Genomic DNA, 23,731 nt, shown 5'->3' with positions numbered 1-23,731 from the left:
ATGGTTAAAAATTAAATTTAAAATTATCTGGATCTTGCCCAAAACGTTGATTACGATTTAACGTTGCCATTTTATCCATCTGTGCCTGCGTTAATTCAAAATCGTATATTTGTGCATTCTCCTCAATACGACTTGGTGTCACTGATTTTGGAATAATCAGTGTATCCTTTTGCAAATGCCAACGAAGCACTACTTGTGCAGCTGACTTCCCTAGCTCCTGTGCAATTTCGATAATTGTTGGATTATCCAACACCCCTCCGCGACCTAACGGTGACCATGCTGTAACAGCAATTCCATGCTCTGCACAAAATGCCTTTAATGCATCTTGTTGTAAGTACGGGTGCAATTCTACCTGATTGACCATGGGCGCAATATTAGCTTTTGATAATAATTTTTGCAGGTGATGTTCATGATGATTCGACACACCTGTTGCTCGTAGTAACTTCTCATCATACAAACGTTCAATCGCTCTATATGTTTCCTCAAATGTTTCAGGCACTACCCAATGCGTTAAATATAAATCCAAATAATCCATATTTAATTTTTTCAATGATACTTCAAAAGCACGTAGCGTCGCATCATATCCTTGGTCAGTATTCCAAACCTTTGTCGTCACAAAAATATCCTCGCGTTTAATGCCTGAGTGGCGAATCGCCTCACCCACCTCTGCCTCATTACCATATAACGAAGCAGTATCAATCGCACGATAGCCAACTTTCAACGCCTTATCAATAGCCTGCAACGTTTCATCACGTTCTGTCATTTTGTATACGCCTAGACCAAAGCGAGGCATCTCAATACCATTTGTTAACGTTTTTGTTGTTTGTAAATTCAAAAACATCAGCCCCTTTCTTTTCCTAGTTTCATTATACAAAAAATTGGATTAAAAATATTGTTTTTCTTGCCCGGGTATTTTGAACTGTCCGCGGAATCCTCACCTTGCTCCGCGGAATCCTTGCCCTGCTCCGCGGAATTCTCACTCTGCTCCGCGGAATACTTACCTTGCTCCGCGGAATTCTCACTCTGCTCCGCGGAATTCTTGCCTTGCTTCACGGAATTCTCGCCTTGCTCCGCGGAATCAACTTTTACCATCACTATCTACGCCTGCTCTGAGAGAGGCTTTCCTATTGCTTGTCTTCGGGTTCTTCATCTACCTGAATCGGGTCTGCAATACGGTCATCCTCGGCAAGTTCTTGACCATCACGGAGATGCTCCATTTGTTTACCAAGATCTTGCAACTCTTTAAAATTTCTCGCCATTGTGCCGTTTTCTATATTTGGAACCTTTTTTTCCATTTTTATCACCTCTATAATAGTTTTCCCGAAATATTAAAGTCTGAACCATTTCTGACATATTTTATTTAGCAAGGACGTTTCATTTTTAAAGTAGATAGGCTATACTAAAAAGAGATTTGCTTATAAACATGAGGAGGGTTCTTCCATGAAGTTATTATTAATTATTGGTGTAACTGTTGCTTTCTTAGCTGCTATTTTCACTGCTGGGTACGAAGGCGACTACAAAGCGGACAAATAATGCTCAAGAAAATCACTAAGTATAATACTTAGTGATTTTCTTATTTTTAGAAGTAGCCATTGTGGTTACTTCTTTTTTTGGGCTTCATAATTACTTGACTTCTATTACTTTATTAAATATACTTACTTACATAAAGTAACTAGATGATTAATCATAACTAATAATTGGAGGTTTGCTTCTATGCATTTTCATGAAAAACCGAACACATATGTTACTAATGTTGAAATTAAAGTAAGTGATTTACAACGCTCACTAACATACTATAAAGAAATTATTGGCTTTAAAGTTTTACAACAGGAATCTACTCGAGCTACCTTAACTGCTGATGGTGAAACAGCATTGCTAACTATTGTTCAGCTAGAAACAGTTGAGCAAAAATCGCGCACTACAAGTGGGCTTTATCACTTTGCATTACTGTTACCAACACGTCGTGATTTAGCAAATATAATTACTCATTTCCGTCAATCGAGTGTGTACTTTGGCGCATCTGATCACGATGTAAGTGAAGCACTTTATTTACGCGATCCAGACGAAAATGGTATTGAAATTTATGTAGATCGTCCTGAAAATGACTGGACTTGGCGAAACGACCAAGTGCATATGGTAACTGAGCCACTTAATATTCCTGCAATATTAGTAGAAGCTAATGGTTCATGGGAAGGGCTTCCTGCTAATACAGTAATGGGCCATATTCATTTATCTGTATCAAACTTGGCTGCTGCTGAGGTGTTTTATACAAAAGGCTTAGGCTTTGACATTGTCACACGCTATGGTGAGCAAGCATTATTTATATCTACGGGACGTTATCATCATCATATCGGCTTAAATACTTGGTATTCTGAAGGCGCACCAAATCTTGGGGAAAATCAAATTGGTTTAAAATCATATACGCTTCGTTTGGATAATGAAGTGCAGGCAAATAAATTAAAAGCAAACTTATGCCAAATTGGAGCGACTGTTACTGATATTAATGGCGGTTTCCAAACAGAGGATCCTGCTGGTAATGTTATTTTACTGAAATTTTAAGGAGGCTATCTTATGGAATTTGGTGTATATACATTAGCAGATATCGGGAAAAATCCAGTGAATGGCGATATGCCAAGTGTTAAGGAACGACTAGATGAAGTTATGCAATACGGGCAACTAGCTGATGAAGCAGGTCTTCAAGTATTTGGTGTTGGAGAGCATCATCGTTTAGATTATGCCATTTCAGCCGTACCCGTTGTATTATCAGCGCTATCACAGCGAACAAAAAACATTCAATTAATGAGTACGACGACTGTGCTTAGTACGGTTGATCCCGTACGCTTATACGAAGATTTCGCAACACTCGATTTATTATCAAATGGTCGAGCAGAAATTGCCGCTGGACGAGGAGCGTTTATCGAATCTTTCCCGCTGTTCGGCTATGATGTGGATAATTATGATGCACTCTTTGAGGAAAACTTGGCGTTACTTTTAAAATTAAACAAAGAAGAGCGTGTAACGTGGAGCGGACATTATCGCAAACCGCTTCAAAATGCTGAGATTGCACCACGTGCTAGTCGTGAAATCCCTATTCATGTTGGAGTTGGTGGAACACCTGAAAGTGCTATTCGCGCGGGACGGTATGGAGTTGGCTTAAACTTAGCAATTTTAGGCGGAGATCCAAGCCGCTTTAAGCATTTAGTTGATGCATATCGTGAAGCATTGCACACAGCAGGACATGATATGAATAAAGCGAAAATCACAGTATCTGGTCACTCTTACTTTGCCGAAAGCTTAGTGCAGGCTAAGGAAGAATTTTATCCGCATTACTCAAATTATTGGCATTATGTTAATGCACAGCGCGGTATGCGTTATCATTTATCTAAAGAAGGCTTTGAAGGCATGACGGCTGGCCACAATGCTCTATTTGTTGGTAGCCCGAATGAAATCATTGAAAAGATATTAATGCAGCATGAAATATTTGGTCATTCCCGCTTTATGGCACAGCTCGATATTGGTGCAGTACCATTTAAACAAGTAGCTAAATCTATTGAGCTTCTAGGAACTCAAATTATGCCAGCGGTCAATAAAGCACTAAAAGAGTAATTCAATTTAAAAAAGAGGCTAGGACACATGGGCAAAGATGTTCGTAATTTTTGCTATAGTTGAAGTCCGCTACGGCGGATGCCTTCCGCGGGCACACCGTAAGCCGCAACCCTCGCTAACGCGCGGTTTGTTGCGTCTTACTTTGCATGCGTTACCGCAGGAGTCACCGCCTTCGCTACCATCAACTTGTGCACTCTGCTGAAGCAAAAAAGTGTTAGATTGATTACAGTCAATCTAACACTTTTTCTCTTTTCTTAGTGTAAACCTGGGTAGCCCTGTTGTCGTAGAGCCTCGTAAATAACGATCGCAGCAGTATTTGATAAATTCAATGAACGTACATGTTCACTTTGTGGAATTCGTAGGCACATATCTTTGCGTTCATAAGCAAAATCTTTAGGCAAACCTGTCGTTTCTTTTCCAAACATAAAGTAGATATCCCGATCTTTATCACTAAAATCATGTGTAGTAAACGGTTCTTCACTATATGTTTCAATTAAATACACGTCACCATTTTTAGATGCTTCTAAAAAATCCTCAAGTGAATCGTGGTACACCACATTGACACTATGCCAGTAATCCAAGCCAGCACGTTTTAGCATTTTATCATCCGTCGAAAAGCCAAGTGGACGAATTAAATGTAGTGAGGTATTAGTACCAGCACAAGTACGTGCAATATTCCCTGTATTGGCTGGAATTTCTGGTTGATATAAAACGATATGCAATGGCATAACGAAACACTTCCTTAGCTAAAAAATTGTAATCCTTTGTTTATCTCAACGAGTACTTCCTCGTCTTGTTCCTTTTTCTTTGCAGCAAGTAACGCTATTTCTGCTTGCTCCCCGCCAATCTTTCCTAATGCCCATGCAGCCGTTCCGCGAATAACTGGTCGTTCATCTTTTTCTAGAAGACCAATTAAATCAGGTACTGCCGCTTCCTCTTTAAAATGGGCTAACGCTAAAATGGCATTGCGTTGAATTGGTTTTTTACCGCGCCATGAGCCCGAAACATGTCCAAACTTATCTTTGAACTCCCGATTGGAAATTGTTAAAAGGGGTGTTAGTAATGGCTTAGCAAGCTCTGGATCAGGCTTAAATTCCTCATGTATCCAATTGATTTTCCCTTTATTTTTGGGACAAACTGTTTGGCAAGTATCGCAGCCATATAAGCGGTTCCCTATATGTGAGCGGAATTCGTCTGGAAGATACCCTTTCGTTTGTGTTAAAAAGGCAATGCAACGCTGTGAATTTAGCTGCCCACCTTCGATTAACGCACCTGTTGGACAAACATCCAAGCATAAACGGCAATCACTACATTCATCTTCCATTGGCTTATCTGGCGAAAATGGGATATTTGTCACTAGTTCCCCTAAATATACATATGAGCCAAACTCTGGAGTAATAATTGAGCAGTTTTTCCCGCTCCAGCCAATACCTGCACGCTCTGCTACTGCCCTATCTACAAGTGCACCTGTATCTACCATCGACTCAATGCGCACATTGGGCACGCGTTCTTCCAGCCAAGCTGCTAGTAATGCCAAGCGCTCTCGTAATGCAGTATGATAATCGACGCCCCAAGATGCTCTGCAAAATATGCCCCGTCGAGCACCTTTTTTACCAGTCGGCGCATCTTTCATCCGTGAAGGATATGCGACGGCTATAGCAACAATACTTTCTGCACTATCTAACAATTGAAGGGGTTCCGTTCGTTTTTCAATATCGCTCTCTTCAAAACCTGATTGGAAACCAAGCTCCTGTTGACGACGCAGTCTATTCTTTAATTCTGTAAAGGGAGCTGCCGTTGTGAAACCTATTTTATCAACGCCAATGGACATTGCATACGCCACAAATTCTCGTTGCAGGTCATGTATGTTCATTTTATTTCCAACTCCTTACATGATATAATAATTAAAATAAATAAAGTAGGTGATTTTTTATGGAAGTATCACTTAATCCATCGTTGTTAACGCAACTTCCAGAGCTGAAAATCGGCATTATTCATTATACCAAAATTGTCGTAGCAGAATCGCCCCAAATGATTAAAGGTCGCCTGCAATTGTATCAAGAAAACCTCTATTTAGAAATGCAGGAACAACCTGTAACAGAGCGCTCAGGCATTGCAGAATGGCGACAACTTTGGAAAAAGCTTGGCGCAGATCCGAACCGTTATCGACACTCGGCAGAAAGCTTAATGCGCAGAGTTAGTAAGCAAAATTATTTAACACCGTTTCATTCAGGTGTAGATGTAAATAATTTTTTCTCTCTTCAATATGAAATTCCCGTTGGCATCTATAATCTAGCTCATCTTAAAGGTAACGTAGAAATTGCACTTGGCAATGAAGAAACCGGCTATGAAGGCTTAAATGGACGCTTTAATACGTTAAATCATATACTTTGTAGTCGTGATGAGGAGGGACCATTTGGTTCACCGTTCGTCGATTCAAAACGTACGGCAGTCTCCGAGGCGACAACTGAAGCTTTACATATTTTCTATCTTCGCCCTTCCCTTTCAACTGAAGATGCGCAAAAGCTTCTTGCGTCTGCCGGTAAAATGTTCAATCAAATTCATGGTGGAGACTATCAAATTGCCCTTTTAACGAATACAACACCATCTACTACTCTATAAAAGGACGTGTTTTCATGATTAATCTTGCAGAAGCAGTTAAACTTAAAAGCATTTTAGCTAAAAAGGTTCAGGAACTTATTAGTGAGTTACACCGTAGTGCCTTTGTGACTGTTGAAAAAGGACAAGCACCTAAAACGAGCAATCGTCCAATGACTGTTGTTGAAGGTGAGCTAGCTCAGGTACGTCTTGATATACGGACATTAGATCGTCTTGTCTATGAGGCGAATATTAATAATACAGTAGACTTTAAGGGTGAGAAACTCGCACTTGTAGAGGCCATAGAATTGGCTTCACAGCTTCGCGCGGAAGCTGAACTATGCAAACATTTTGGCACACATGAGAAAGAAAGCGTACGCATGGGTTATGGCGAAAGTACAATGCTCTATGATATTGCTATGTACGAACCGGATGCGTACCGTGAACGTTCTCTTCAACTTGAAAAAGAAGCACATAAGCTCTCTAATTTGATTAATGCCAAAAACTACAGCGTTGAAATACAATTTGATGATTCTCGCTATTTCTAAGCTCGGGGCGGTGAGACTCCAAACCGAGTCGGATGGCTGTTTTCAAAACTACTTAGGTAGACAACTAGAATAAACCAATGACATGTGACCTGTTACTTTATGACCGATGACCTATTACCAACCATTGGCAAAGGCATAACAAAACTCGAGCATATAATGATTTCAAAAACGCCATCCGAAAACTCTCTTGCACCTTGTGTGCAGGAGAGTTTTTTTATGTCTATTTTGCCAATCAATTGGACAAACTTTATTTAGTACAATTGGAAGGAGCAATAGGTATGAACCATTCTCATGAAGAAAAAGATGATACACTAACAAATCGCCAAGGCCACCCAATTACAAACAATCAAAATTTACGAACTGTCGGAAATCGAGGGCCAGCGACGCTTGAAAATTATGATTTCCTTGAAAAAATAAGTCACTTTGACCGTGAGAGAGTTCCTGAACGTGTCGTACATGCTCGTGGAGCAGGAGCCCATGGCTACTTTGAAACATACGGCGTTGTCGGTAATGACCCCATTTCTAAGTATACAAGAGCAAAAGTGTTTCAGGATAATGGCAAACAAACACCCGTATTCGTCCGTTTCTCTACGGTTATCCATGGAGGGCATTCTCCAGAAACTTTACGTGATCCACGAGGCTTTGCTGTAAAGTTTTATACGGAAGATGGAAACTGGGATTTAGTTGGTAACAACTTAAAAATTTTCTTTATTCGTGATGCTATGAAATTCCCTGATATGATTCATGCGTTTAAGCCCGACCCGATTACAAATATTCAAGATGTTGAGCGTTTTTTTGATTTCTGCGCAAGTTCTCCAGAATCCTTCCATATGGTAACCTTTGTGTATTCACCTTGGGGCATTCCGGCCAATTATCGGATGATGCAAGGCTCTGGTGTTAACACGTATAAATGGGTTAATAGTGAGGGTAAAGCTGTTCTCGTTAAGTACCACTGGGAGCCAATACAAGGCATTAAAAACTTAACACAAAAAGAAGCAGAAGAAATCCAACAGAAAAATTTCAACCATGCTACACAAGATTTATACGATGCTATTAAACGTGGTGATTATCCTGAATGGGAGTTAAACGTGCAAATTATGGAGGACGGCCCTCATCCCGAGCTTGATTTTGACCCACTGGATGATACGAAACTTTGGCCTAATGACAAGTTCCCTTGGTACCCAGTAGGAAAAATGGTATTAAATAAAAACCCTGAAGACTACTTTGCTGAGGTCGAACAAGCTACTTTCGGTACGGGTGTCCTTGTCGATGGCTTGGATTTCTCAGACGATAAAATGCTCCAAGGGCGTACCTTCTCTTATTCTGATACGCAACGTCACCGAGTTGGTGCCAACTATTTACAACTTCCTATCAATGCACCTAAAAAACGAGTAGCGACAAACCAAAACGGTGGGCAAATGATGTATAAACGAGATTTAGCACCTGGGCAAAATCCACATATTAATTATGAGCCATCAATGTTAAATGGTTTAAAAGAAGCCGCTCAAACAACGAAGGAATATACACCATTTATTGAAGGGAATCTTGTTCGAGAATCCATTGATCGCCAAAGCAATACGAAGCAAGCAGGTGAAACCTATCGTAATTTTGAGCAATGGGAACGCGATGAACTGCTGGAAAACTTAATTAGAGACTTATCGACTTGCAATATGGCGATTCAAGAGGCAATGATTGCATTAGCTTCAGAGGCAGATGAAGAATACGGTCGCTTACTAAATGAAGGCTTACAAATGGCACAAACAAATGCTTCCTCTGCCAAGCCTCTCGGTAATATTGACGGTAATAACGCCCCTAAAGAGGCTGTCGACAAAGGACATGATGCTGAACCATACTAAAGAAAAGTGCCAGGCACCTAAACAATTAAGAATTTTCAGTCAACAATAAAGTAAAAATCCACTTAGACTCCTTTCGGGAATGTACAAAACGTAAGACATAACTAGCCTCGCTTTAGCGAGGGTTACGCCGTACGTTTTGCCCGAGGAAAGCAAAGTGGATTTTTCTTTTTTAAACTAGTGCCAGGCACTCAAACAATTTAATGAACACCCGGTAAAAGACGAAGCGCTTTTTCTTGTGCATCTAAAATGGCATCGACTCCTAATGGAATGGCAATATTCGTTGTTTCATGCCCGATGTTAAAACCTGCTACAACAGGTATTCCTAAATCGCTAAAATACTCTTTCATTAACGTTAGAAGAGTGTCATCACTTGCTTCTGTTTGCGTAAATGAGCCAATAACTACACCTGCTAATTGTTCTAGCTTTCTTGCTTGCTTTAACTGCTGTAGCATAGAATCAATCCGTGGAATCGTTTCTGCAATGTCTTCTATCACTAAAATTCTACCTTCAGTACGGACTTCAAATTTTGTGCCCAAGGTGCTGACTAGGCGACGTAAATTACCGCCTATAATTTGTCCACGTGCTATCCCAGGTGCAATTGTTGTTAATGGCGAAATAGCCTCTGTATACTGTATTTCCATCGGAGTAAACAGCTGTAAAAACATCTTTTTCGATAAATCATCCATTTTGTCTGTAGCCATTAGCAACGGCCCATGGAAGGTCACTATATTTGCATATTCATTAATTGCACAATGCAAATATGTAAGATCCGAGAAGCCCCAGAAAATTTTTGGATTTTCCGCTAGTAGCTCATAATCAATTTTGCTAGCAATTCGTGCAGAGCCATATCCACCCTTCACACAAAAAATTGCCTTCACCTCAGGGTCTCGAACCATTGCATGAAAGTCTGCAAGTCTCACTTCATCACTACCTGCTAAGTAGTCATGCTTCGCCGTAATCGTGTCCCCTATTTTATAGCGGAGGCCTAACTCATCTAGAAAAGCCAATGCATTTCCTAATTTTTCTGGCTCCACAAGACTGGACAAACATACAACGCCAACCGTATCGCCTTTTTCTAAATGTGCGACTGTACTTATCACACTACCCCCTCCAATTCTATCTCTAATTCTAGCATATGCATCCTTTATCAGACTAAAATAAAAAAGCGTAGACTGCAAAATGAAGTCTACGCCTTACTTTTTTATTTTGTGCCACCGTAAATAACAGTAACATTAGGATGATTTAATAATCTGCTAGCTGGGAACGTTTCTGTCACTTCCCCGCCTCGTAACTTTTCAATTGCTTCTAGCTTCTTTTCACCAAATGCAATGAGAACAATTGCCTTAGCATTCATAATAGATTGGATACCCATTGTAATAGCGTGTGTAGGTACTTCCTCTGGACGATCAAAATAAATAGCATTTTCAGTTCGAGTTGATTCGGTAAGTTCTACAATGTTTGTAAGCGAGTCAAATGACGTACCAGGCTCATTAAAGCCAATATGTCCATTTACCCCAATACCAAGCAGCTGTAAATCAATCCCACCAGCTTCTGCAATTCGAGCATCATATGCTACACACTCAGCGGCTAAATCTTCCGCCTTACCATTAGGTAAATGTATATTTTCCTCGTTAATATCTACATGATTAAATAAATTCTCATGCATAAACGTCCAGTAGCTTGCAGGGCTAGTTTGTTCTAAACCTACATATTCATCAAGATTAAATGTTGTAACTTCCTTAAAGGAAATATCACCAGCTTGGTGACGCTTAACTAATTCTTTATACATTCCAACTGGTGAACCACCTGTTGCTAGTCCTAAAATGCTTGCTGGTTTTGCTTGTAGTTGCTCAGTAAAAATATGTGCAGCTACCTCACTCATTTCTTCGTAAGAATTTACTTCTATCCACTTTATTTCTTTCGTCATTTATATACCTACCTTTAGAATCGTTATTTTTAACTAAAAATGGGAAATTCATTACTATCTAGTAGTGAATATATTAATTTTACAAGTTATTTAGCTGTATTTCTATTATTTTCTTTATTAATTTTTTACGTGTATTCTATTGCTATTTCGGTTATGTTAATTAGTAAGGAAGTGAGGCGATTTTATGAATTCTCAAATACAACAATATTTAAATTATCTTCAATTTCAAGGATCTATAGAGCCGTCTATCAAGCTACTTGGTCAATTACAAACAAACCATCTACATACGATACCCTATGAAAATTTAGACGTTGCTTTGAAACGTGGCATCTCCTTTGCTATACCTGATCTTTTTCAAAAAATCATTGTTCAACAACGCGGGGGCAATTGCTTTGAACTAAACATTTTATATAGCTGGTTACTTCGTGAGCTCGGTTTTTCTGTAACAAATCGTTACGCACAATTTTGGCGCAATATGGATGCGACTACACCACTTGAAGATGTCCCTATGCATCAGCTACTTCTCGTCCAATTTGACGGTGTACCTTATATCTCTGACGTTGGTGTAGGTGCACTAGCCCCATGTAAACCAGTTCCGTTAATTGCTCACCACGAACATCGAGAAGGTAATGAGCTATACAAAATTGAATGGGATGACACGTACGGTTGGATGCTTTATGAGCAAACACCACACAATTGGCGCCTACTTTACAACTTCACAGATAACGATAACGATGCCATTTTTGCCCCACGGCTTTCACACCAAAAAAATAAAATCGCAATGATTCGCACTCCTTCTGGCCGACATACTATGTTTAATAATGAATTCCGTATATATGAAGGGCACTCTTTAACAACTTATACAACACATACTGACAAAGAGTGGCAGCAAGCTCTTGAACGTTATTTTCATATATCGTTCACTTAAAAAAGGATGCATTATTGAAATGCATCCTTTTACTCTTCTAATTTGCTGTTCGTTTTAGTAACTCATATACAACTTCGCCATTGTGAAGTTCCTTGACTAAACCAATACCGTCTACAAAATAATAAGTTTTCACTACATCAATATATTTAAAGCTTTCTTCTAATATCGCTACATTTTTATAGTTAACACCGCCTGCTCGAACCGTTCCATCCGTCGTTTGAACTGTTATACGATTGCCGTTAACTGGACCTTCATCATCTTCGTGAACAATTACACCAATTCTAAGAGGTAGCCCTATATAGAAATCGTAATGAGAGCTATATTCCTGAGCAATTGCTTGTGCGTATACTGAGCCATCATAATATAATAACTCATCATTAAACTGCTTATTATTGGTCATATTAGCAATTGACCAAACATCATTTTTATTATCATTATGGCTGTATTGATAGTTTAATGTATATCTTAGGCCATCATCTGGTGAGTAAAATGCATAGGTGTATTTATATGCAGGATCCTTTTGTAAATTTGGCTTTGAAAGAGTCATGGCACGCGCAACAAATGCTGAAAAGTGTGCACGTGTTAATGGCAATTTAGGTTTAAATGAACCATCCTGATAACCGCTCGTAATATTATTGTTCGCTACCGCTAATATTTCCTTATAGCCTGGTGTTTTCTCTGTAACATCCGTAAAATAATAAGGGCTCGTTCCCTTTAATTTAAAGGCACGTTGCAAAACAATGGCCATATCTGCTCTAGACAGCGTCCCATTCGGATTAAATTTCTTTGTTGCCTCAAATATCCCAGCATTTTGTGTAGCAGCGATTTCTTTATAGTAGACATGTGTTGTCGGGATATCTTGATACTTCGGATTTTTCACATTCGTTGTTTTCAACGCTAACGCACGAGTTAACATGACAGCTACCTGAGCTCTTGTTACATATTCATTCGGTTTAAAAGTGCCATTAGGATAACCTTTAATAATCCCATGCTCAACTAAATAATCTATTTCCGTTATTAACGTATTGTCAGATGACACATCTTTAAAACTAGCTGCATATACCGGCTGAATCTGTAATAACCCAAAAATCAAAACTACAATCAAGATCCTACTTATTTTCTTCATACTATTCCCCCTATATTTACTCCCATCCTTGTTATCCTATTCATCAAGTAAAATAAATATTAACTAAAAAGACATTTTTAATAGTTTTCTTGCATTAGCATCTAATTATTCCATACCCGTTTGAAAATGTGCTTACACTTCTAATAGAGTTATAGCTCTTGTAAAATAAAAAAACCCTGCAAGACTTTGCAGAGGCACGTTAAAGTTTATTAAATTTTCCTATTTTGAATAAAAGCATAGTCCAGTAGGGTCTACTAAATACGCAAGATAAAATTCATCAAATCCATTTTTTCTCGGACAATACTAGCGCCATTCTCGATAGCTTTTGCAATAGAGTCATCCATTGAATCTACTTCAATTTGCATGCGTACTCCATGTGGATAATCACTTGGACCTTTTCCAATTCCACCGTTAATACCATTTTGCTCGCTGGCCCCTGTTGTAACAGCCCAGTAATCCCAACGAGGCTCAGCAATTTCCCATGCAAAAACTTTAGAATAAAAATTCGCTGCTTTTTCGGGATCTTGACTATTTAGTTCGAACCCTATCACTCTGCCCAATTCATTTCCCTCCTTGTCAAAATGTAATATAAAAATTAGCAGTTCTCTAAATTCCAAATAGCGCATTGTCAGATAACGAAAATCAAATTAACCGCACTTAAATTATTTATATCACTATATATATTTACCATATAACAAAAAAGAGTAGCTTAAAGCTACTCTTTTTATCATTTAGGTGTACACCATGTAGGTTTTGTAAATCCCAATCCAATATGCGCTCGATGAACATAATATCCTCTATTATTCCAATTACAAAGTTCACCTAGACCGTATAGAGAAACTAATACAGCAGCCCATACGCCACCAATACCTGTCAATATTGAAAGTAACGCAGCAACTCCACCTCCCGCAGCTAAAACTTTTTGAATTTTAGAAGCTTCAGCTTCGGAAATAGAAAGTACTTTTCCATACCATTTGGTACTTACTGACCATAATGGTTTAATTACAGTATTCCTTGGAGGATGTAAATATTCTTCATTTACTTTGATATCAATTAAATTTTTAGAAGGTACAAGTTCTTTACTTTTTACTGAATTATTAATAACTGCTAAACTTTCAATAAAGATATTAAAAGCTTCTTTAGAAACATTAGCTTCTTCAAAAGTACTATAATAACTTTTATATTCCCCATCTACATAATATGCATTTTCTTCTAAACCTGACTTAGCTATTTCAAGTGCAATTGCTAGGCTTTCATCGGAAATCTTAGAGACTTTTATAATCTCGTAGTCTTCTATATTCATAGGGCTATTGCTTTTATAATAAGCAGCAGCTTGACTGGGAAACACACTAGTTGAAAATAATAGTAATACTAAAACTGAAGTTAGAACAATAAATTTATTGTTGGTCATCTTTTAAAACCTCCTATTTTTTATTTTCATCTGGAGGAATAAAAGAAGAATAAATCATAGTCCCTACTAAACAAATAAGCAATATTGCAACTATTTTTTTAAACAATGCATAATCGCTAAATATATTTGTAAAGGCGTCCAGTAATAAAAAAATAGCTGCTAGAAGGAGTAACAAGGATAATAGTTTATTTTTCATAAGTATTACCTCCAAACCTAACATCTAAAAATATAATAGCATATGCAAAATTCAAAAAAAATTAACTTATGAGTATAACTTTTTATCTTCATATATTCTTAATATATCTAACACAGTTAGAATATCGGTACAAACTTAATTTCACCGTGTTAGCGAATACGGTTTCAGAAAACAAAAAAAGACCTCAACAAAACTGTTGAAGTCTTTTAAATTCACTTTGGATACCGGTGATTGGGACCACAAACACTTCACAAACATTGATTCTAAAGGGGTTTATGAAGTGTTTGTGTAAAATTTGTGTAAAATGATTTGATGGAAGTGCTGATGAAAGTTTAACCTGTTTCTTTTGGCTCTACACTCAACATGTGTGGAGTGTTTGTTGCAACACAAGGGTGTTGGTCGGTTTTGGCACCATACTTTATTCCCGCTTACTTAAAGCTTAAAATAACTTAAAAGATGCCACAAAAATAAATTGTATAGCACTTTGAAACTACCAACTTAATAGACCCTTAACCCCAGCCCAAACACTACTTACACCTGATTTAACTGTGTCTCCTAAAGATTTAACCACATCTTTAGCAAATTCACGGCCCTTTTGAACACCCTTTATAACAGTTTCTCCAACTTTTGAGCCTGCCATGTATCCTACTGTACCACCAATAAAGCCCCCAACAGCTGTACCTACTGGTCCAAACACAGTTCCAATAGTTGTACCAATCATTGTGCCTTTAACACTAGCTGCAATTCCAGCAACTGTTGAAACAGTAATCTGTTCCATTTTATCAATTCCTTCTTTTACAGTAAGTTCACTTGTAGCCATTTTAGCAATAACTTTTACATTTTCAATCGCTATGTGAGCAATATTAGCAATAGTTCCTGCTGGTGTACCTTTTGGTATTATGAAAAGAAGACCCTTTTCTGCACCTACCTTTATAGCTCCTGCTGCTGCTGCTTTAACTCCAAAGTCGGCACCAGATATCAATGCGGTTTCTACAATTTCTCCCCTATCAATCGATTCTCCGTTCCAAACTTTTTGAGCAACATTAAATCCAACTCCCATTGTTGCACCCATCAATGCGGCCTGTCCAGCTTGTTTTCCAATTCCCATCGCTAAGTCTTTAGCATGATATTCGCTCCAATTCAGATCATTCCATTTTCCACCTTGGGCTTCTTTTTGTAAATCCTTAGCAGATTGTTTTGAAAGTGGATTACTTCTCGTTCCATCTGGTGCCTCTATGATGTTTGTTGAATTTTTAATATCAATCTCTTGACCATCTGGGACTAATTTCCTCTGACCTCTATAGTCACCCTTTTTAAAAGCATCTAGAGTACTTTCTGCATCCTTACAATATTTTGATTGATATCTTCTTACAACTTTACCGTTACCATCAACAATCACAACATCTACAGAATTTTTAGTATAAACCTGTCCTTCTGGTTGTAAAACCTTTGCTTTATACTGACTACCAGTTGCCTCTGCGTTTAGGTTAAATGTTTGAGCATGATATTGTTCGGCAATAAATCCGTCTAGCTGCGGATTTAAATTTACCCAACCATTTTGAGTTATGATTGTTTCATATAATGCTTGATTCGCAGAATCGAGTGCTATATCTATATCTTGAAGATATTTTGATGTTTCCTGGACACTTAAATGTGCAGTAGCCCTTTTAGTTTCAGATGCAAACCATGACTCCTTACTGCGACCATTAATTATTGCTTGATCAAGTGAAAACTGTTTTTCTTCACTCATTATTATAGTATTAATGATTTCAGAGCTAATCCCTTGGATTTCCTGTTCGGATTTCTCTGGAAGATTAATGTGCAGTTCCATCGGTAGCCATTCTTCTACAGACATACTATCTTTATGGGCGATATAGCTTTCCATGAATTTCTTTTGAATAGGCTTCAAATTTTTAGCATCATTTTCTATTAAAATGGGTTCAAACGTATCATCTATCAATAGAATCTCATTATTTTTTACTTCAAGCATAACTCGACCTCCTTACTTAACATCAGCTTTACTCGCAGGCTTAATATCTATTTTGCTAATAGTATCTTTAATTTGTGAAATTTTTTCTTTTAGTGTGCTAGAAATAGATTTTGTATCTTTGATAGACTGTTGTATATCTACCGTAGTTACATTCTGTTGCCCATCAATAAAAGCATTTTCAATGGTGTCCTTAACTACAGCCTCTAAATCCGCACCATTAAAACCCTCTGTTTCTTTGATTAAAGCGATAGAATCGATTTCTTTTGTCCACTTACCACGCTTCTTCAAATGAATCTCAAGAATCTTACGTCTTTCCTCTCCATTAGGCAAATCAACAAAAAACAATTCATCAAATCGCCCTTTTCGTAAAAATTCTGGTGGCATCTTTGATATATCATTAGCTGTTGCCACAATAAACACCGTATTCTCCTTTTCTTGCATCCAAGTAAGAAACTGTCCAAACAGACGGGTTGTAACATCACTTCCACCACCATCTCCACCGACACCTGAAAAGGCCTTTTCAATTTCATCAATCCAAAGTACACACGGACTAATAGCCTCAGACAGTTTGAGCGCTTTTCTCATATTATCCTCGGATTCTCCAACGTATTTACCTAACAACCTACCAACATCAAGTCGGACTAGCGGAATTTCAAATAGTCCTGCTGTTGCTTTAGCAGTAAGGCTTTTTCCACATCCGGGCATTCCAATAATCATAATACCCTTTGGAATGTCTACGCCAAATTTGATTGCTTTATCCAAATTACTGAAAATCTTAGCCTTTTTATTTAACCATTCTTTAAGATTTTCAAGACCACCAATATCATCAATCGTTTCCTTAAAATTAACAATCTCTAACATCCCTGATTTTTTAATAAACTGTTCTTTTTCCTTCAAGATTAATTGCTTATCATCTTCATCAATAAATCCTCCATCTTGATAAGCAAGATTTAATATTTGTTTGATTTGGAACTCATTTAACCCTTTAAAAGAAAGAGCAATATCATTCATAATTTCCTGATCAACTTGAATATTAAGATCTTTTACAAAGTCATGAATTATATCCATTATTTCAATATTAGTAGGTAACGGAATATCAAAAACTGTTATATAATTTTCTAACTCAAATGGAATGATAATTTTGGAGGACACAATGAAAATAGTTGAATGATATTCATCACGATAGAGGTTATCCTCCGCAATTCTTTTTAACAATGCAATTACTCTAGGATTACTTAATTGGTCATGAATATCTTTCAAGACAATAAATGTATCACTTTCAAACCCATCATCCATCGAAAGCTTTAAAAATTGCTCTAACTCACATTCCATTACTGGACTTTTTGTATAAAAATTTATTGCACCTAAAGCATTATTAAATTCAACAACTTTTGCCCCTTGCGATACGTTAGTTAAGGCTTCATCGATAACTTTAAAATCAAAGTGATTGATATAAATTATAGGGTGTAAAGCATCAATATATGATGCTAAAATGGCTTCTGATTCTTTACGCATGAATTACACCTCCATATACCATAATTCATCTTCTTCATACTTACTTTTGTAGTCAATACCATCTAATATCACAAATTCATTATTAATATCATACTCATCTAAAACACCGTCTGAAACACCTGTACTCCGAATATAATTGCCGGATTCCATTGACAAAATCATATATCTTTTTCCTTTAGGTTCAACATCCTTCCAATAACCATCTGTTTCACCTGAAAAAATTTTAAGATTACCTTCAAGAATTTCCTTTATTTTATATTTGGATGACAGCAAATTGCACAATTCAGAATACATATCCTTTTTATCTTTATCATAAGTATCACTATATTGATCTGTATCAATTATTACCTTACCATCTTCACCATTGGTAATAGTAGGCAAATACCTTCCCCTCATATTATCATTCGTTAACATTACAAACACAGCCATCGGTGCATATTCCAAAAAAATATAAAATAAATTACGATAGTCCATTTCAAATAAACTAAAATAGTTCTTATCTATTTCCTTTATTGTCGCTTTAATATTTGCAATATTATTTTTATTTTCAATAATTGTTTCAACAAGCTGCCTATAACCCGTATGGTAATCATCTAATATTGCAGACACCTTGAAATTCACTTTTTTATATTCCCCTAATAGAAATTCTACTTCTTGCTTATACTGTAAAATGTATGTATTCTCTTCGATAGAAACAGGATCCGCCTCTATATCAAATATAGCTATTAACTCTTTTACCAAATCTATTGTATCTAACCCTTGAAGTTTTTCTACCTTTTCTAGTTCTTCATTATACCCACGTACGTTAAGCCAACGTTGTAGAAGATTATTATTAAAATATGTAATAATATCTTCAATCGCAAAGTTATTCTTCAAATCATCTAGTGTTCTTACTGGCTTTCCATCACAAATTAAATTAAATTTTATTGTTTTAGCCATATACTTGTCCTCCACTTTTCTTTTATTTTAAGCAAATCAAGATTCCTTACTATTATTATATCGAATAAGATGGACACATAGTGGGACATTAATGAAATATGTTCTAATTCTATCCATTTTTACCACCCGTCATAAATAGCCCTTATATCCTTCATTAATTTCTTAAAGTTAATATGATTAACGCTTGAGGCTAAGAGCGTGTATTTCCTAATTAGAAAGGAAGACCCCCTCAAATTTTTAAGAAATGCAATCTATAGGAGAAATAAAGAAAGGAGGAATTTTTTCAGAATTTGTTAAAAAAGCCCAATAAGAAAAAGCATCATATTTAAAAAGAGCTAGAAAAAGCTCATTTTGAATTTGATGCTTTAAAATAAAAGAAACATGAGTATGTTCAACTGTTTACTAACAACATTATCTCGAAAGAAGAATTGGTTCATATAGCAATTTGCAATTATTTTTTTATCATTTATTTACCCACTAAAATAAATATGGAGAATCAAAATAAAAAATTCTTCCTTCTTCAGTTGATATAGATTTTTGATCATAAATTGCCACTTTTCTAAAACTAGTTCTGTTGCCATTTTTAAAACATTGTTACGATCTATAAGCCTTGAGTGCAGGTAAAACCTCTCTAAAGTAGGAGGCCCTTGTATAAAGGTATGGTATATAGCTATTTCTACTACGTTAATACTTCAGGAAAAGCCATGTTCCGCATGTTAGCAGTTCTTTCGGAAATGGAGCGGGATTTAATAGTCGAAAGAACAAAAGCAGGATTAGAGAGTGCTAGAGCAATAGGAAGAAAAGTCGGAAGACCCAAAGCCGATAACAAAAAAGTTGAAAAAGCAATCAAGTTATATAATAGCGAACAATACACCGTCAAAGAAATCGAAGAAATGACAGGGATTTCAAAAGCAACACTTTATAGATCTATCAAAACCAAATAAGTCCAAAAATAAACCTCAAAATACACTATTTTACATTTAATTATTATATAATTATATAAAAAAAGAATGGGTGGGATTCCAATGTTGTCAACTAAGTTCGTATCGAATTGTCTACAAGATAACGTCCAAGACATAAAGCTATCATCTTTATATTTCGATAAAGTTGAAATAGTAGAGGACTATTTATATAATGTTGAACCTGTAGATCCAAATCAACCACTTCACGAGGGGGGAATTGGTACAGTTGTAGATATACATGAATTTGTTAAGAGTGATTTTAAAGAAGAATTAAAATTATTTGAAACGGAACAAATTATTACATATACATCTACAGAGCATAAAAAGGAAGATGAAATTTGGAATAAAGTAAACGAATCAACGATGAAATTTTTAAACGAAAATCTCGATCTCATATTTCATTTAGAAAAAATTAATGAGAGAGAAGGAAGAATAGGTTTTTCAGATAAGGAAGTTGAAGACGTAATCGAAAATTTGATAAATCCAATTGGAGTCGGAGCTAAAATTGATACAGGTTTTTTGTTCAAATATTACAGCTCGCTATTTTCTAATTTAATATACTCCAATTCTTTAGGAGATAGTTGTATTACCACAAGTAATGTTCTACACAATATAGTAAGCAGATATAATCAAACTGAAAGCATTATTAAACCTGTTAACGTACAAAAACAAGCTCCTCCTGCCCTCGTTTATGAGGCAGTTAAATTGGCTCTACCAGATGTATCACACCTATCAATAGAAGATATACTAGAGGTTAGATATCAGCTTAGAGACGAACTACAATCATTTAGATTTGAAATGGACAAAATGCACTTTGACCTACTGAATGATTTTGAAAAAAATGAAATTGAGTATCATGCAAATGAAATAGTAAAGTTCCGTATTAAACCCACTATAGATGAACTGCAATCAAAAGCTTCTGGGTCTAAATTAACTTTACTTAATAATTTAGTAAAAGAAATTAAAGACCCTTCTTCTTATGTACCATTTGTAGGTACGATTTTTGGACATATACCGGCACATATTGCAACTCTCATTAGTGCTGGTTTAATTGGTACAACTACGTATTTAGATTATTTAAATCAAGTCAAGGAATATAAAAATAATGGTTTATATTATTTATTAAAATTAAATAAATACAGCAAAAATAGTTAAATAGATGAAAAAGGACTAATCAAAGTCCTTTTTTATATTTTATAATGGATTCAACTGGAGAAAATTTTCGGTGCATGTTCTGTAAATCTGTACCGAATAAATTTACATAATGCCGACACATTTCTAATGATGAATGTCCCAATAATTGTTGGAGAGAAAAAATGTCACCTCCCTGTGTGATGTACATTTTTGCACAAGTATGACGGAAAGTATGTGGACTAACTCTTTTATTTACTCCTGCCATTTCACCATACTTTTTTAGCCTATCTTGAATAGTTTTTCGGGCAAGAGGTTTATCATCATGAGCAATCCATAAGTAATCATGGTGAACCGTTCCTCTAACTTTTAGATATCTTTTTAGTTGCTCCCTCGTAGTTGCTTGAAACATGACCTCCCTTTCTTTACTTCCTTTACCTAATACAATGATTTTCCCGCTCTCTAAAGATATATCAGTAGTTTTTATATTTACTAATTCGGAAAGTCTAACTCCAGTATCAAGAAGGACTAACATAAGAGTGTAATCTCTAAAACCAACAAATTCTTTTCTATACGGTTGATCTAATAAAGCTTTTACTTCATCATCTGTAAAAGGTTTAATTTGTTCTTTCTTCCCTTTTTGTTTATGGAGTGAATGCGCGGGATTAATAGGTAAAATTGATTCATTGTATAAAAATCCATAAAATTGATTCATACTTCTAATACGGTGGTTAATTGTGGTTGGGTTATTGCCTAACTGTTCCATACAATAGACAATAACATCTTTAAGCATTTTTTCAGTAGTATGGAGCGGAGCACTAGAGTATTTTTGATTTTCTAAAGCACGTTTAACAATAGCTAAATTTTCCTTGTACCACCGTTTTGTATGATAAGCTAGGTTTCTCATTGTCATGTCTTTTAAAAACAAATCTAGGCATGTTTGAAAGTCCTCACCACCATTTACTAATAAAGTTTGTTCTTCCTCTTGTAATTCCTCAATAATTGTTCTTCTTTTTACCATGCTATACACTCCTTTAAAGTTAATAAAGTAGGTAGCACAATATTCTTACGCACACAATTATAAGACACGATTAAAAAAACAAGGATTGCGTGTTCAGTCATTAAGACTAAACTCACAATCCTTGTTATACCGTAGAAAAAAGCGGGTTTTAGTTAAAAATGGATACCGGTGGTCGGGGTCGAACCGACACTCCAAAGGAACACGATTTTGAGTCGTGCGCGTCTGCCAATTCCGCCACACCGGCATAATACTTTAGAGATAAAAAAAATCGGAGTATCCGATTAAGAAAAAAATATGGAGGCGGCAACCGGATTTGAACCGGTGATAAAGGTGTTGCAGACCTGTGCCTTACCACTTGGCTATGCCGCCATATTATTGGAGCGGAAGACGAGGTTCGAACTCGCGACCCCCACCTTGGCAAGGTGGTGTTCTACCACTGAACTACTTCCGCATAAATGGCTGGGGTACCTGGATTCGAACCAGGGCATGACGGAATCAAAATCCGTTGCCTTACCGCTTGGCTATACCCCAACAATGGGGCGACTGATGGGAATCGAACCCACGAATGCCGGAACCACAATCCGGTGCGTTAACCACTTCGCCACAACCGCCACTGCTTTATAGTTTTACGTTAATTTTATATTAAATGGGGCGACTGATGGGAATCGAACCCACGAATGCCGGAACCACAATCCGGTGCGTTAACCACTTCGCCACAACCGCCATAAAATTAATTGGCAGGGGCAGTAGGAATCGAACCCACACCAAAGGTTTTGGAGACCTCTATTCTACCGTTGAACTATGCCCCTATTAAATAAAAAAACTGGTGGAGGGGGACGGATTCGAACCGCCGAACCCTAAGGAGCGGATTTACAGTCCGCCGCGTTTAGCCACTTCGCTACCCCTCCGGGAAAACATGGTGCCGGCTATAGGAATCGAACCCACGACCTACTGATTACAAGTCAGTTGCTCTACCTGCTGAGCTAAACCGGCAAAAAAACCTGATGGGTCAGGACGGAATCGAACCGCCGACACTTAGAGCTTCAATCTAATGCTCTACCAACTGAGCTACTGACCCATATTAATATTTTGAAAAAATGGCGGTCCCGACCGGGATCGAACCGGCGATCTCCTGCGTGACAGGCAGGCATGTTAACCGCTACACCACGGGACCATTTTGGTTGCGGAGACAGGATTTGAACCTGTGACCTTCGGGTTATGAGCCCGACGAGCTACCACTGCTCCACCCCGCGACAATACTATTTTAATTTTATAAAATGGTGGAGGATGACGGGCTCGAACCGCCGACCCTCTGCTTGTAAGGCAGATGCTCTCCCAGCTGAGCTAATCCTCCATCTGGGTATTCGTTATAAATGGTGACCCCTACGGGATTCGAACCCGTGTTACCGCCGTGAAAGGGCGGTGTCTTAACCGCTTGACCAAGGGGCCTTACTAATTCCTAAAGTGCTGGCGGAGAGTAAGGGATTTGAACCCTTGAGACAGTGTTAACCGCCTACACGATTTCCAATCGTGCTCCTTCGGCCACTCGGACAACTCTCCAAGAATGGCTCCGAAGGCAGGACTCGAACCTGCGACAACCTGATTAACAGTCAGGTGCTACTACCAACTGAGCTACTTCGGAATAATGTTATTATGTATAGCCTAGCGACGTCCTACTCTCACAGGGGGAAGCCCCCAACTACCATCGGCGCTAAAGAGCTTAACTTCCGTGTTCGGTATGGGAACGGGTGTGACCTCTTTGCCATCATCACTAGACTATTTGAAAGACATTACCTATTATAACATATACTATTATAATTACAAGTATTTAAGAAATACTTTTTTATTCTTTCAAAACTGGATAAACGGTTCATTGAATGTTTCAAACTTTTTTGGTTAAGTCCTCGATCGATTAGTATTCGTCAGCTCCATGTGTCACCACACTTCCACCTCGAACCTATCTACCTCATCGTCTTT

At 37.3% G+C, this 23,731-nt stretch carries 22 protein-coding genes, 16 tRNA genes, 2 rRNA genes and 1 pseudogene; 8 read left to right on the top strand and 33 right to left on the bottom strand.

Annotation, left to right across the window (positions count from 1 at the left end):
* Nucleotides 1–4: 4 nt before the first annotated feature.
* From ACIQXJ_RS14935 to ACIQXJ_RS14925, 3 genes are read right to left on the bottom strand one after another with little or no spacing between them, the layout of a single operon-like run.
* Nucleotides 5–835, bottom strand: coding sequence for an aldo/keto reductase (locus ACIQXJ_RS14935; protein WP_403055527.1), 831 nt, complete (start codon nt 833–835; stop codon nt 5–7).
* A gap of 5 nt (nt 836–840) precedes the next feature.
* A complete protein-coding gene (locus ACIQXJ_RS14930) occupies nt 841–1,095 on the bottom strand; it encodes a hypothetical protein (RefSeq protein WP_403055529.1) in 255 nt (84 codons plus the stop codon).
* Nucleotides 1,096–1,124: 29 nt separating this feature from the next.
* Nucleotides 1,125–1,295 (bottom strand): hypothetical protein, encoded by a 171-nt coding sequence (locus tag ACIQXJ_RS14925; protein ID WP_173479841.1) that lies wholly within the window; start codon nt 1,293–1,295, stop codon nt 1,125–1,127.
* A 418-nt stretch (nt 1,296–1,713) separates the two neighbouring features.
* Here ACIQXJ_RS14925 and ACIQXJ_RS14920 point away from each other — a divergent pair, with 418 nt between their 5' ends.
* Together ACIQXJ_RS14920 and ACIQXJ_RS14915 are read left to right on the top strand one after the other, a co-directional pair.
* Nucleotides 1,714–2,559 (top strand): VOC family protein, encoded by an 846-nt coding sequence (locus tag ACIQXJ_RS14920; protein WP_403055531.1) that lies wholly within the window; start codon nt 1,714–1,716, stop codon nt 2,557–2,559.
* A gap of 12 nt (nt 2,560–2,571) precedes the next feature.
* On the top strand, nt 2,572–3,606 hold the full coding sequence (locus ACIQXJ_RS14915; RefSeq protein WP_403055533.1) for an LLM class flavin-dependent oxidoreductase: 1,035 nt from the start codon (nt 2,572–2,574) through the stop codon (nt 3,604–3,606).
* Nucleotides 3,607–3,860: 254 nt separating this feature from the next.
* On the opposite strand, the gene trmL is transcribed toward ACIQXJ_RS14915, so the two are convergent.
* Complete coding sequence (gene trmL, locus ACIQXJ_RS14910; RefSeq protein WP_049668897.1) at nt 3,861–4,334, bottom strand: tRNA (uridine(34)/cytosine(34)/5-carboxymethylaminomethyluridine(34)-2'-O)-methyltransferase TrmL; 474 nt, start codon at nt 4,332–4,334, stop codon at nt 3,861–3,863.
* A gap of 14 nt (nt 4,335–4,348) precedes the next feature.
* Nucleotides 4,349–5,479 carry a tRNA epoxyqueuosine(34) reductase QueG gene (queG, locus tag ACIQXJ_RS14905; protein ID WP_403055535.1) on the bottom strand — a complete coding sequence of 377 codons (1,131 nt, stop codon included), beginning with the start codon at nt 5,477–5,479 and terminating at the stop codon, nt 4,349–4,351.
* Between the two features lie 59 nt (nt 5,480–5,538).
* On the opposite strand from queG, the gene ACIQXJ_RS14900 reads away from it, so the two are divergent.
* From ACIQXJ_RS14900 to ACIQXJ_RS14890, 3 genes are all read left to right on the top strand, one after another.
* Nucleotides 5,539–6,228, top strand: a complete 690-nt coding sequence (locus ACIQXJ_RS14900) for a B3/B4 domain-containing protein (RefSeq protein ID WP_403055537.1) — start codon at nt 5,539–5,541, stop codon at nt 6,226–6,228.
* A gap of 14 nt (nt 6,229–6,242) precedes the next feature.
* Nucleotides 6,243–6,752 carry a hypothetical protein gene (locus tag ACIQXJ_RS14895; protein ID WP_403055539.1) on the top strand — a complete coding sequence of 170 codons (510 nt, stop codon included), beginning with the start codon at nt 6,243–6,245 and terminating at the stop codon, nt 6,750–6,752.
* Nucleotides 6,753–7,030: 278 nt separating this feature from the next.
* Entirely contained in the window at nt 7,031–8,608 is a 1,578-nt protein-coding gene (locus tag ACIQXJ_RS14890) for a catalase (protein ID WP_403055541.1), read from the top strand.
* A gap of 197 nt (nt 8,609–8,805) precedes the next feature.
* On the opposite strand, the gene ACIQXJ_RS14885 is transcribed toward ACIQXJ_RS14890, so the two are convergent.
* A complete protein-coding gene (locus ACIQXJ_RS14885; protein WP_403055543.1) occupies nt 8,806–9,708 on the bottom strand; it encodes a S66 peptidase family protein in 903 nt (300 codons plus the stop codon).
* Between the two features lie 101 nt (nt 9,709–9,809).
* Nucleotides 9,810–10,523 (bottom strand): glucosamine-6-phosphate deaminase, encoded by a 714-nt coding sequence (gene nagB, locus ACIQXJ_RS14880; RefSeq protein WP_403055581.1) that lies wholly within the window; start codon nt 10,521–10,523, stop codon nt 9,810–9,812.
* Nucleotides 10,524–10,719: 196 nt separating this feature from the next.
* Between nagB and ACIQXJ_RS14875 the strand changes: the two genes are divergently transcribed.
* Entirely contained in the window at nt 10,720–11,463 is a 744-nt protein-coding gene (locus ACIQXJ_RS14875; RefSeq protein ID WP_403055545.1) for an arylamine N-acetyltransferase family protein, read from the top strand.
* A gap of 37 nt (nt 11,464–11,500) precedes the next feature.
* Here the strand turns inward: ACIQXJ_RS14875 and ACIQXJ_RS14870 are convergent, their stop codons facing one another.
* From ACIQXJ_RS14870 to ACIQXJ_RS14840, 7 genes and pseudogenes are all read right to left on the bottom strand, one after another.
* Entirely contained in the window at nt 11,501–12,589 is a 1,089-nt protein-coding gene (locus ACIQXJ_RS14870; protein WP_403055547.1) for an S-layer homology domain-containing protein, read from the bottom strand.
* A 219-nt stretch (nt 12,590–12,808) separates the two neighbouring features.
* Nucleotides 12,809–13,149 (bottom strand): annotated as a pseudogene (locus tag ACIQXJ_RS14865) (VOC family protein).
* 167 nt (nt 13,150–13,316) lie between these two features.
* A complete protein-coding gene (locus ACIQXJ_RS14860; protein WP_403055549.1) occupies nt 13,317–14,000 on the bottom strand; it encodes a hypothetical protein in 684 nt (227 codons plus the stop codon).
* A gap of 13 nt (nt 14,001–14,013) precedes the next feature.
* Entirely contained in the window at nt 14,014–14,196 is a 183-nt protein-coding gene (locus ACIQXJ_RS14855; protein ID WP_403055551.1) for a hypothetical protein, read from the bottom strand.
* Between the two features lie 490 nt (nt 14,197–14,686).
* On the bottom strand, nt 14,687–16,186 hold the full coding sequence (locus ACIQXJ_RS14850; RefSeq protein ID WP_403055553.1) for a hypothetical protein: 1,500 nt from the start codon (nt 16,184–16,186) through the stop codon (nt 14,687–14,689).
* Between the two features lie 12 nt (nt 16,187–16,198).
* Nucleotides 16,199–17,701 carry an AAA family ATPase gene (locus ACIQXJ_RS14845; protein ID WP_403055555.1) on the bottom strand — a complete coding sequence of 501 codons (1,503 nt, stop codon included), beginning with the start codon at nt 17,699–17,701 and terminating at the stop codon, nt 16,199–16,201.
* A 3-nt stretch (nt 17,702–17,704) separates the two neighbouring features.
* On the bottom strand, nt 17,705–18,640 hold the full coding sequence (locus ACIQXJ_RS14840) for a hypothetical protein (RefSeq protein ID WP_403055557.1): 936 nt from the start codon (nt 18,638–18,640) through the stop codon (nt 17,705–17,707).
* Nucleotides 18,641–19,287: 647 nt separating this feature from the next.
* Here ACIQXJ_RS14840 and ACIQXJ_RS14835 point away from each other — a divergent pair.
* Both ACIQXJ_RS14835 and ACIQXJ_RS14830 read left to right on the top strand, forming a co-directional pair.
* Nucleotides 19,288–19,584, top strand: coding sequence for a recombinase family protein (locus ACIQXJ_RS14835; RefSeq protein ID WP_483869690.1), 297 nt, complete (start codon nt 19,288–19,290; stop codon nt 19,582–19,584).
* Nucleotides 19,585–19,665: 81 nt separating this feature from the next.
* Nucleotides 19,666–20,757, top strand: a complete 1,092-nt coding sequence (locus tag ACIQXJ_RS14830; RefSeq protein ID WP_403055559.1) for a hypothetical protein — start codon at nt 19,666–19,668, stop codon at nt 20,755–20,757.
* 19 nt (nt 20,758–20,776) lie between these two features.
* Here the strand turns inward: ACIQXJ_RS14830 and ACIQXJ_RS14825 are convergent, their stop codons facing one another.
* From ACIQXJ_RS14825 to ACIQXJ_RS14735, 19 genes are all read right to left on the bottom strand, one after another.
* The gene (locus ACIQXJ_RS14825; RefSeq protein ID WP_403055561.1) at nt 20,777–21,754 is read right to left on the bottom strand and encodes a tyrosine-type recombinase/integrase; all 978 of its coding nucleotides are present in this window, start codon (nt 21,752–21,754) and stop codon (nt 20,777–20,779) included.
* Between the two features lie 163 nt (nt 21,755–21,917).
* Nucleotides 21,918–21,998 (bottom strand) — tRNA-Leu (locus ACIQXJ_RS14820).
* A 51-nt stretch (nt 21,999–22,049) separates the two neighbouring features.
* A tRNA-Cys gene (locus ACIQXJ_RS14815) sits at nt 22,050–22,123 on the bottom strand.
* 7 nt (nt 22,124–22,130) lie between these two features.
* Nucleotides 22,131–22,205: transfer RNA gene (locus tag ACIQXJ_RS14810), tRNA-Gly, on the bottom strand.
* Nucleotides 22,206–22,210: 5 nt separating this feature from the next.
* Nucleotides 22,211–22,285: transfer RNA gene (locus ACIQXJ_RS14805), tRNA-Gln, on the bottom strand.
* A gap of 4 nt (nt 22,286–22,289) precedes the next feature.
* Nucleotides 22,290–22,365, bottom strand: a tRNA-His gene (locus tag ACIQXJ_RS14800).
* A gap of 36 nt (nt 22,366–22,401) precedes the next feature.
* A tRNA-His gene (locus ACIQXJ_RS14795) sits at nt 22,402–22,477 on the bottom strand.
* Between the two features lie 12 nt (nt 22,478–22,489).
* Nucleotides 22,490–22,563 (bottom strand) — tRNA-Trp (locus ACIQXJ_RS14790).
* Nucleotides 22,564–22,578: 15 nt separating this feature from the next.
* A tRNA-Tyr gene (locus ACIQXJ_RS14785) sits at nt 22,579–22,662 on the bottom strand.
* A gap of 9 nt (nt 22,663–22,671) precedes the next feature.
* Nucleotides 22,672–22,747, bottom strand: a tRNA-Thr gene (locus ACIQXJ_RS14780).
* A gap of 12 nt (nt 22,748–22,759) precedes the next feature.
* Nucleotides 22,760–22,832, bottom strand: a tRNA-Phe gene (locus tag ACIQXJ_RS14775).
* Between the two features lie 20 nt (nt 22,833–22,852).
* Nucleotides 22,853–22,928, bottom strand: a tRNA-Asp gene (locus tag ACIQXJ_RS14770).
* A 4-nt stretch (nt 22,929–22,932) separates the two neighbouring features.
* Nucleotides 22,933–23,007 (bottom strand) — tRNA-Met (locus ACIQXJ_RS14765).
* A gap of 25 nt (nt 23,008–23,032) precedes the next feature.
* Nucleotides 23,033–23,108, bottom strand: a tRNA-Val gene (locus ACIQXJ_RS14760).
* A 20-nt stretch (nt 23,109–23,128) separates the two neighbouring features.
* Nucleotides 23,129–23,203: transfer RNA gene (locus tag ACIQXJ_RS14755), tRNA-Glu, on the bottom strand.
* 19 nt (nt 23,204–23,222) lie between these two features.
* Nucleotides 23,223–23,314, bottom strand: a tRNA-Ser gene (locus ACIQXJ_RS14750).
* 5 nt (nt 23,315–23,319) lie between these two features.
* Nucleotides 23,320–23,396: transfer RNA gene (locus ACIQXJ_RS14745), tRNA-Asn, on the bottom strand.
* 18 nt (nt 23,397–23,414) lie between these two features.
* Nucleotides 23,415–23,530 (bottom strand): 5S ribosomal RNA (gene rrf, locus ACIQXJ_RS14740).
* Between the two features lie 116 nt (nt 23,531–23,646).
* Nucleotides 23,647–23,731 (bottom strand): 23S ribosomal RNA (locus ACIQXJ_RS14735); the annotation flags it as partial.

This window comes from Lysinibacillus sp. NPDC097868 (assembly GCF_044761135.1).
GTDB lineage: Bacteria > Bacillota > Bacilli > Bacillales_A > Planococcaceae > Lysinibacillus.
The sequence above is the reverse complement of the archived record's forward strand: the minus strand, read 5'-3'. Positions and strand labels throughout refer to the sequence as shown.

Coding starts and splice junctions, on each gene's coding strand:
- ACIQXJ_RS14925 (WP_173479841.1), bottom strand. CDS start 1,295: ATGGAAAAAAAGGTTCCAAATATAGAAAACGGCACAATGGCGAGAAAT.
- ACIQXJ_RS14920 (WP_403055531.1), top strand. CDS start 1,714: ATGCATTTTCATGAAAAACCGAACACATATGTTACTAATGTTGAAATT.
- ACIQXJ_RS14915 (WP_403055533.1), top strand. CDS start 2,572: ATGGAATTTGGTGTATATACATTAGCAGATATCGGGAAAAATCCAGTG.
- trmL (WP_049668897.1), bottom strand. CDS start 4,334: ATGCCATTGCATATCGTTTTATATCAACCAGAAATTCCAGCCAATACA.
- queG (WP_403055535.1), bottom strand. CDS start 5,479: ATGAACATACATGACCTGCAACGAGAATTTGTGGCGTATGCAATGTCC.
- ACIQXJ_RS14900 (WP_403055537.1), top strand. CDS start 5,539: ATGGAAGTATCACTTAATCCATCGTTGTTAACGCAACTTCCAGAGCTG.
- ACIQXJ_RS14895 (WP_403055539.1), top strand. CDS start 6,243: ATGATTAATCTTGCAGAAGCAGTTAAACTTAAAAGCATTTTAGCTAAA.
- ACIQXJ_RS14890 (WP_403055541.1), top strand. CDS start 7,031: ATGAACCATTCTCATGAAGAAAAAGATGATACACTAACAAATCGCCAA.
- ACIQXJ_RS14875 (WP_403055545.1), top strand. CDS start 10,720: ATGAATTCTCAAATACAACAATATTTAAATTATCTTCAATTTCAAGGA.
- ACIQXJ_RS14870 (WP_403055547.1), bottom strand. CDS start 12,589: ATGAAGAAAATAAGTAGGATCTTGATTGTAGTTTTGATTTTTGGGTTA.
- ACIQXJ_RS14860 (WP_403055549.1), bottom strand. CDS start 14,000: ATGACCAACAATAAATTTATTGTTCTAACTTCAGTTTTAGTATTACTA.
- ACIQXJ_RS14855 (WP_403055551.1), bottom strand. CDS start 14,196: ATGAAAAATAAACTATTATCCTTGTTACTCCTTCTAGCAGCTATTTTT.
- ACIQXJ_RS14850 (WP_403055553.1), bottom strand. CDS start 16,186: ATGCTTGAAGTAAAAAATAATGAGATTCTATTGATAGATGATACGTTT.
- ACIQXJ_RS14845 (WP_403055555.1), bottom strand. CDS start 17,701: ATGCGTAAAGAATCAGAAGCCATTTTAGCATCATATATTGATGCTTTA.
- ACIQXJ_RS14840 (WP_403055557.1), bottom strand. CDS start 18,640: ATGGCTAAAACAATAAAATTTAATTTAATTTGTGATGGAAAGCCAGTA.
- ACIQXJ_RS14830 (WP_403055559.1), top strand. CDS start 19,666: ATGTTGTCAACTAAGTTCGTATCGAATTGTCTACAAGATAACGTCCAA.
- ACIQXJ_RS14825 (WP_403055561.1), bottom strand. CDS start 21,754: ATGGTAAAAAGAAGAACAATTATTGAGGAATTACAAGAGGAAGAACAA.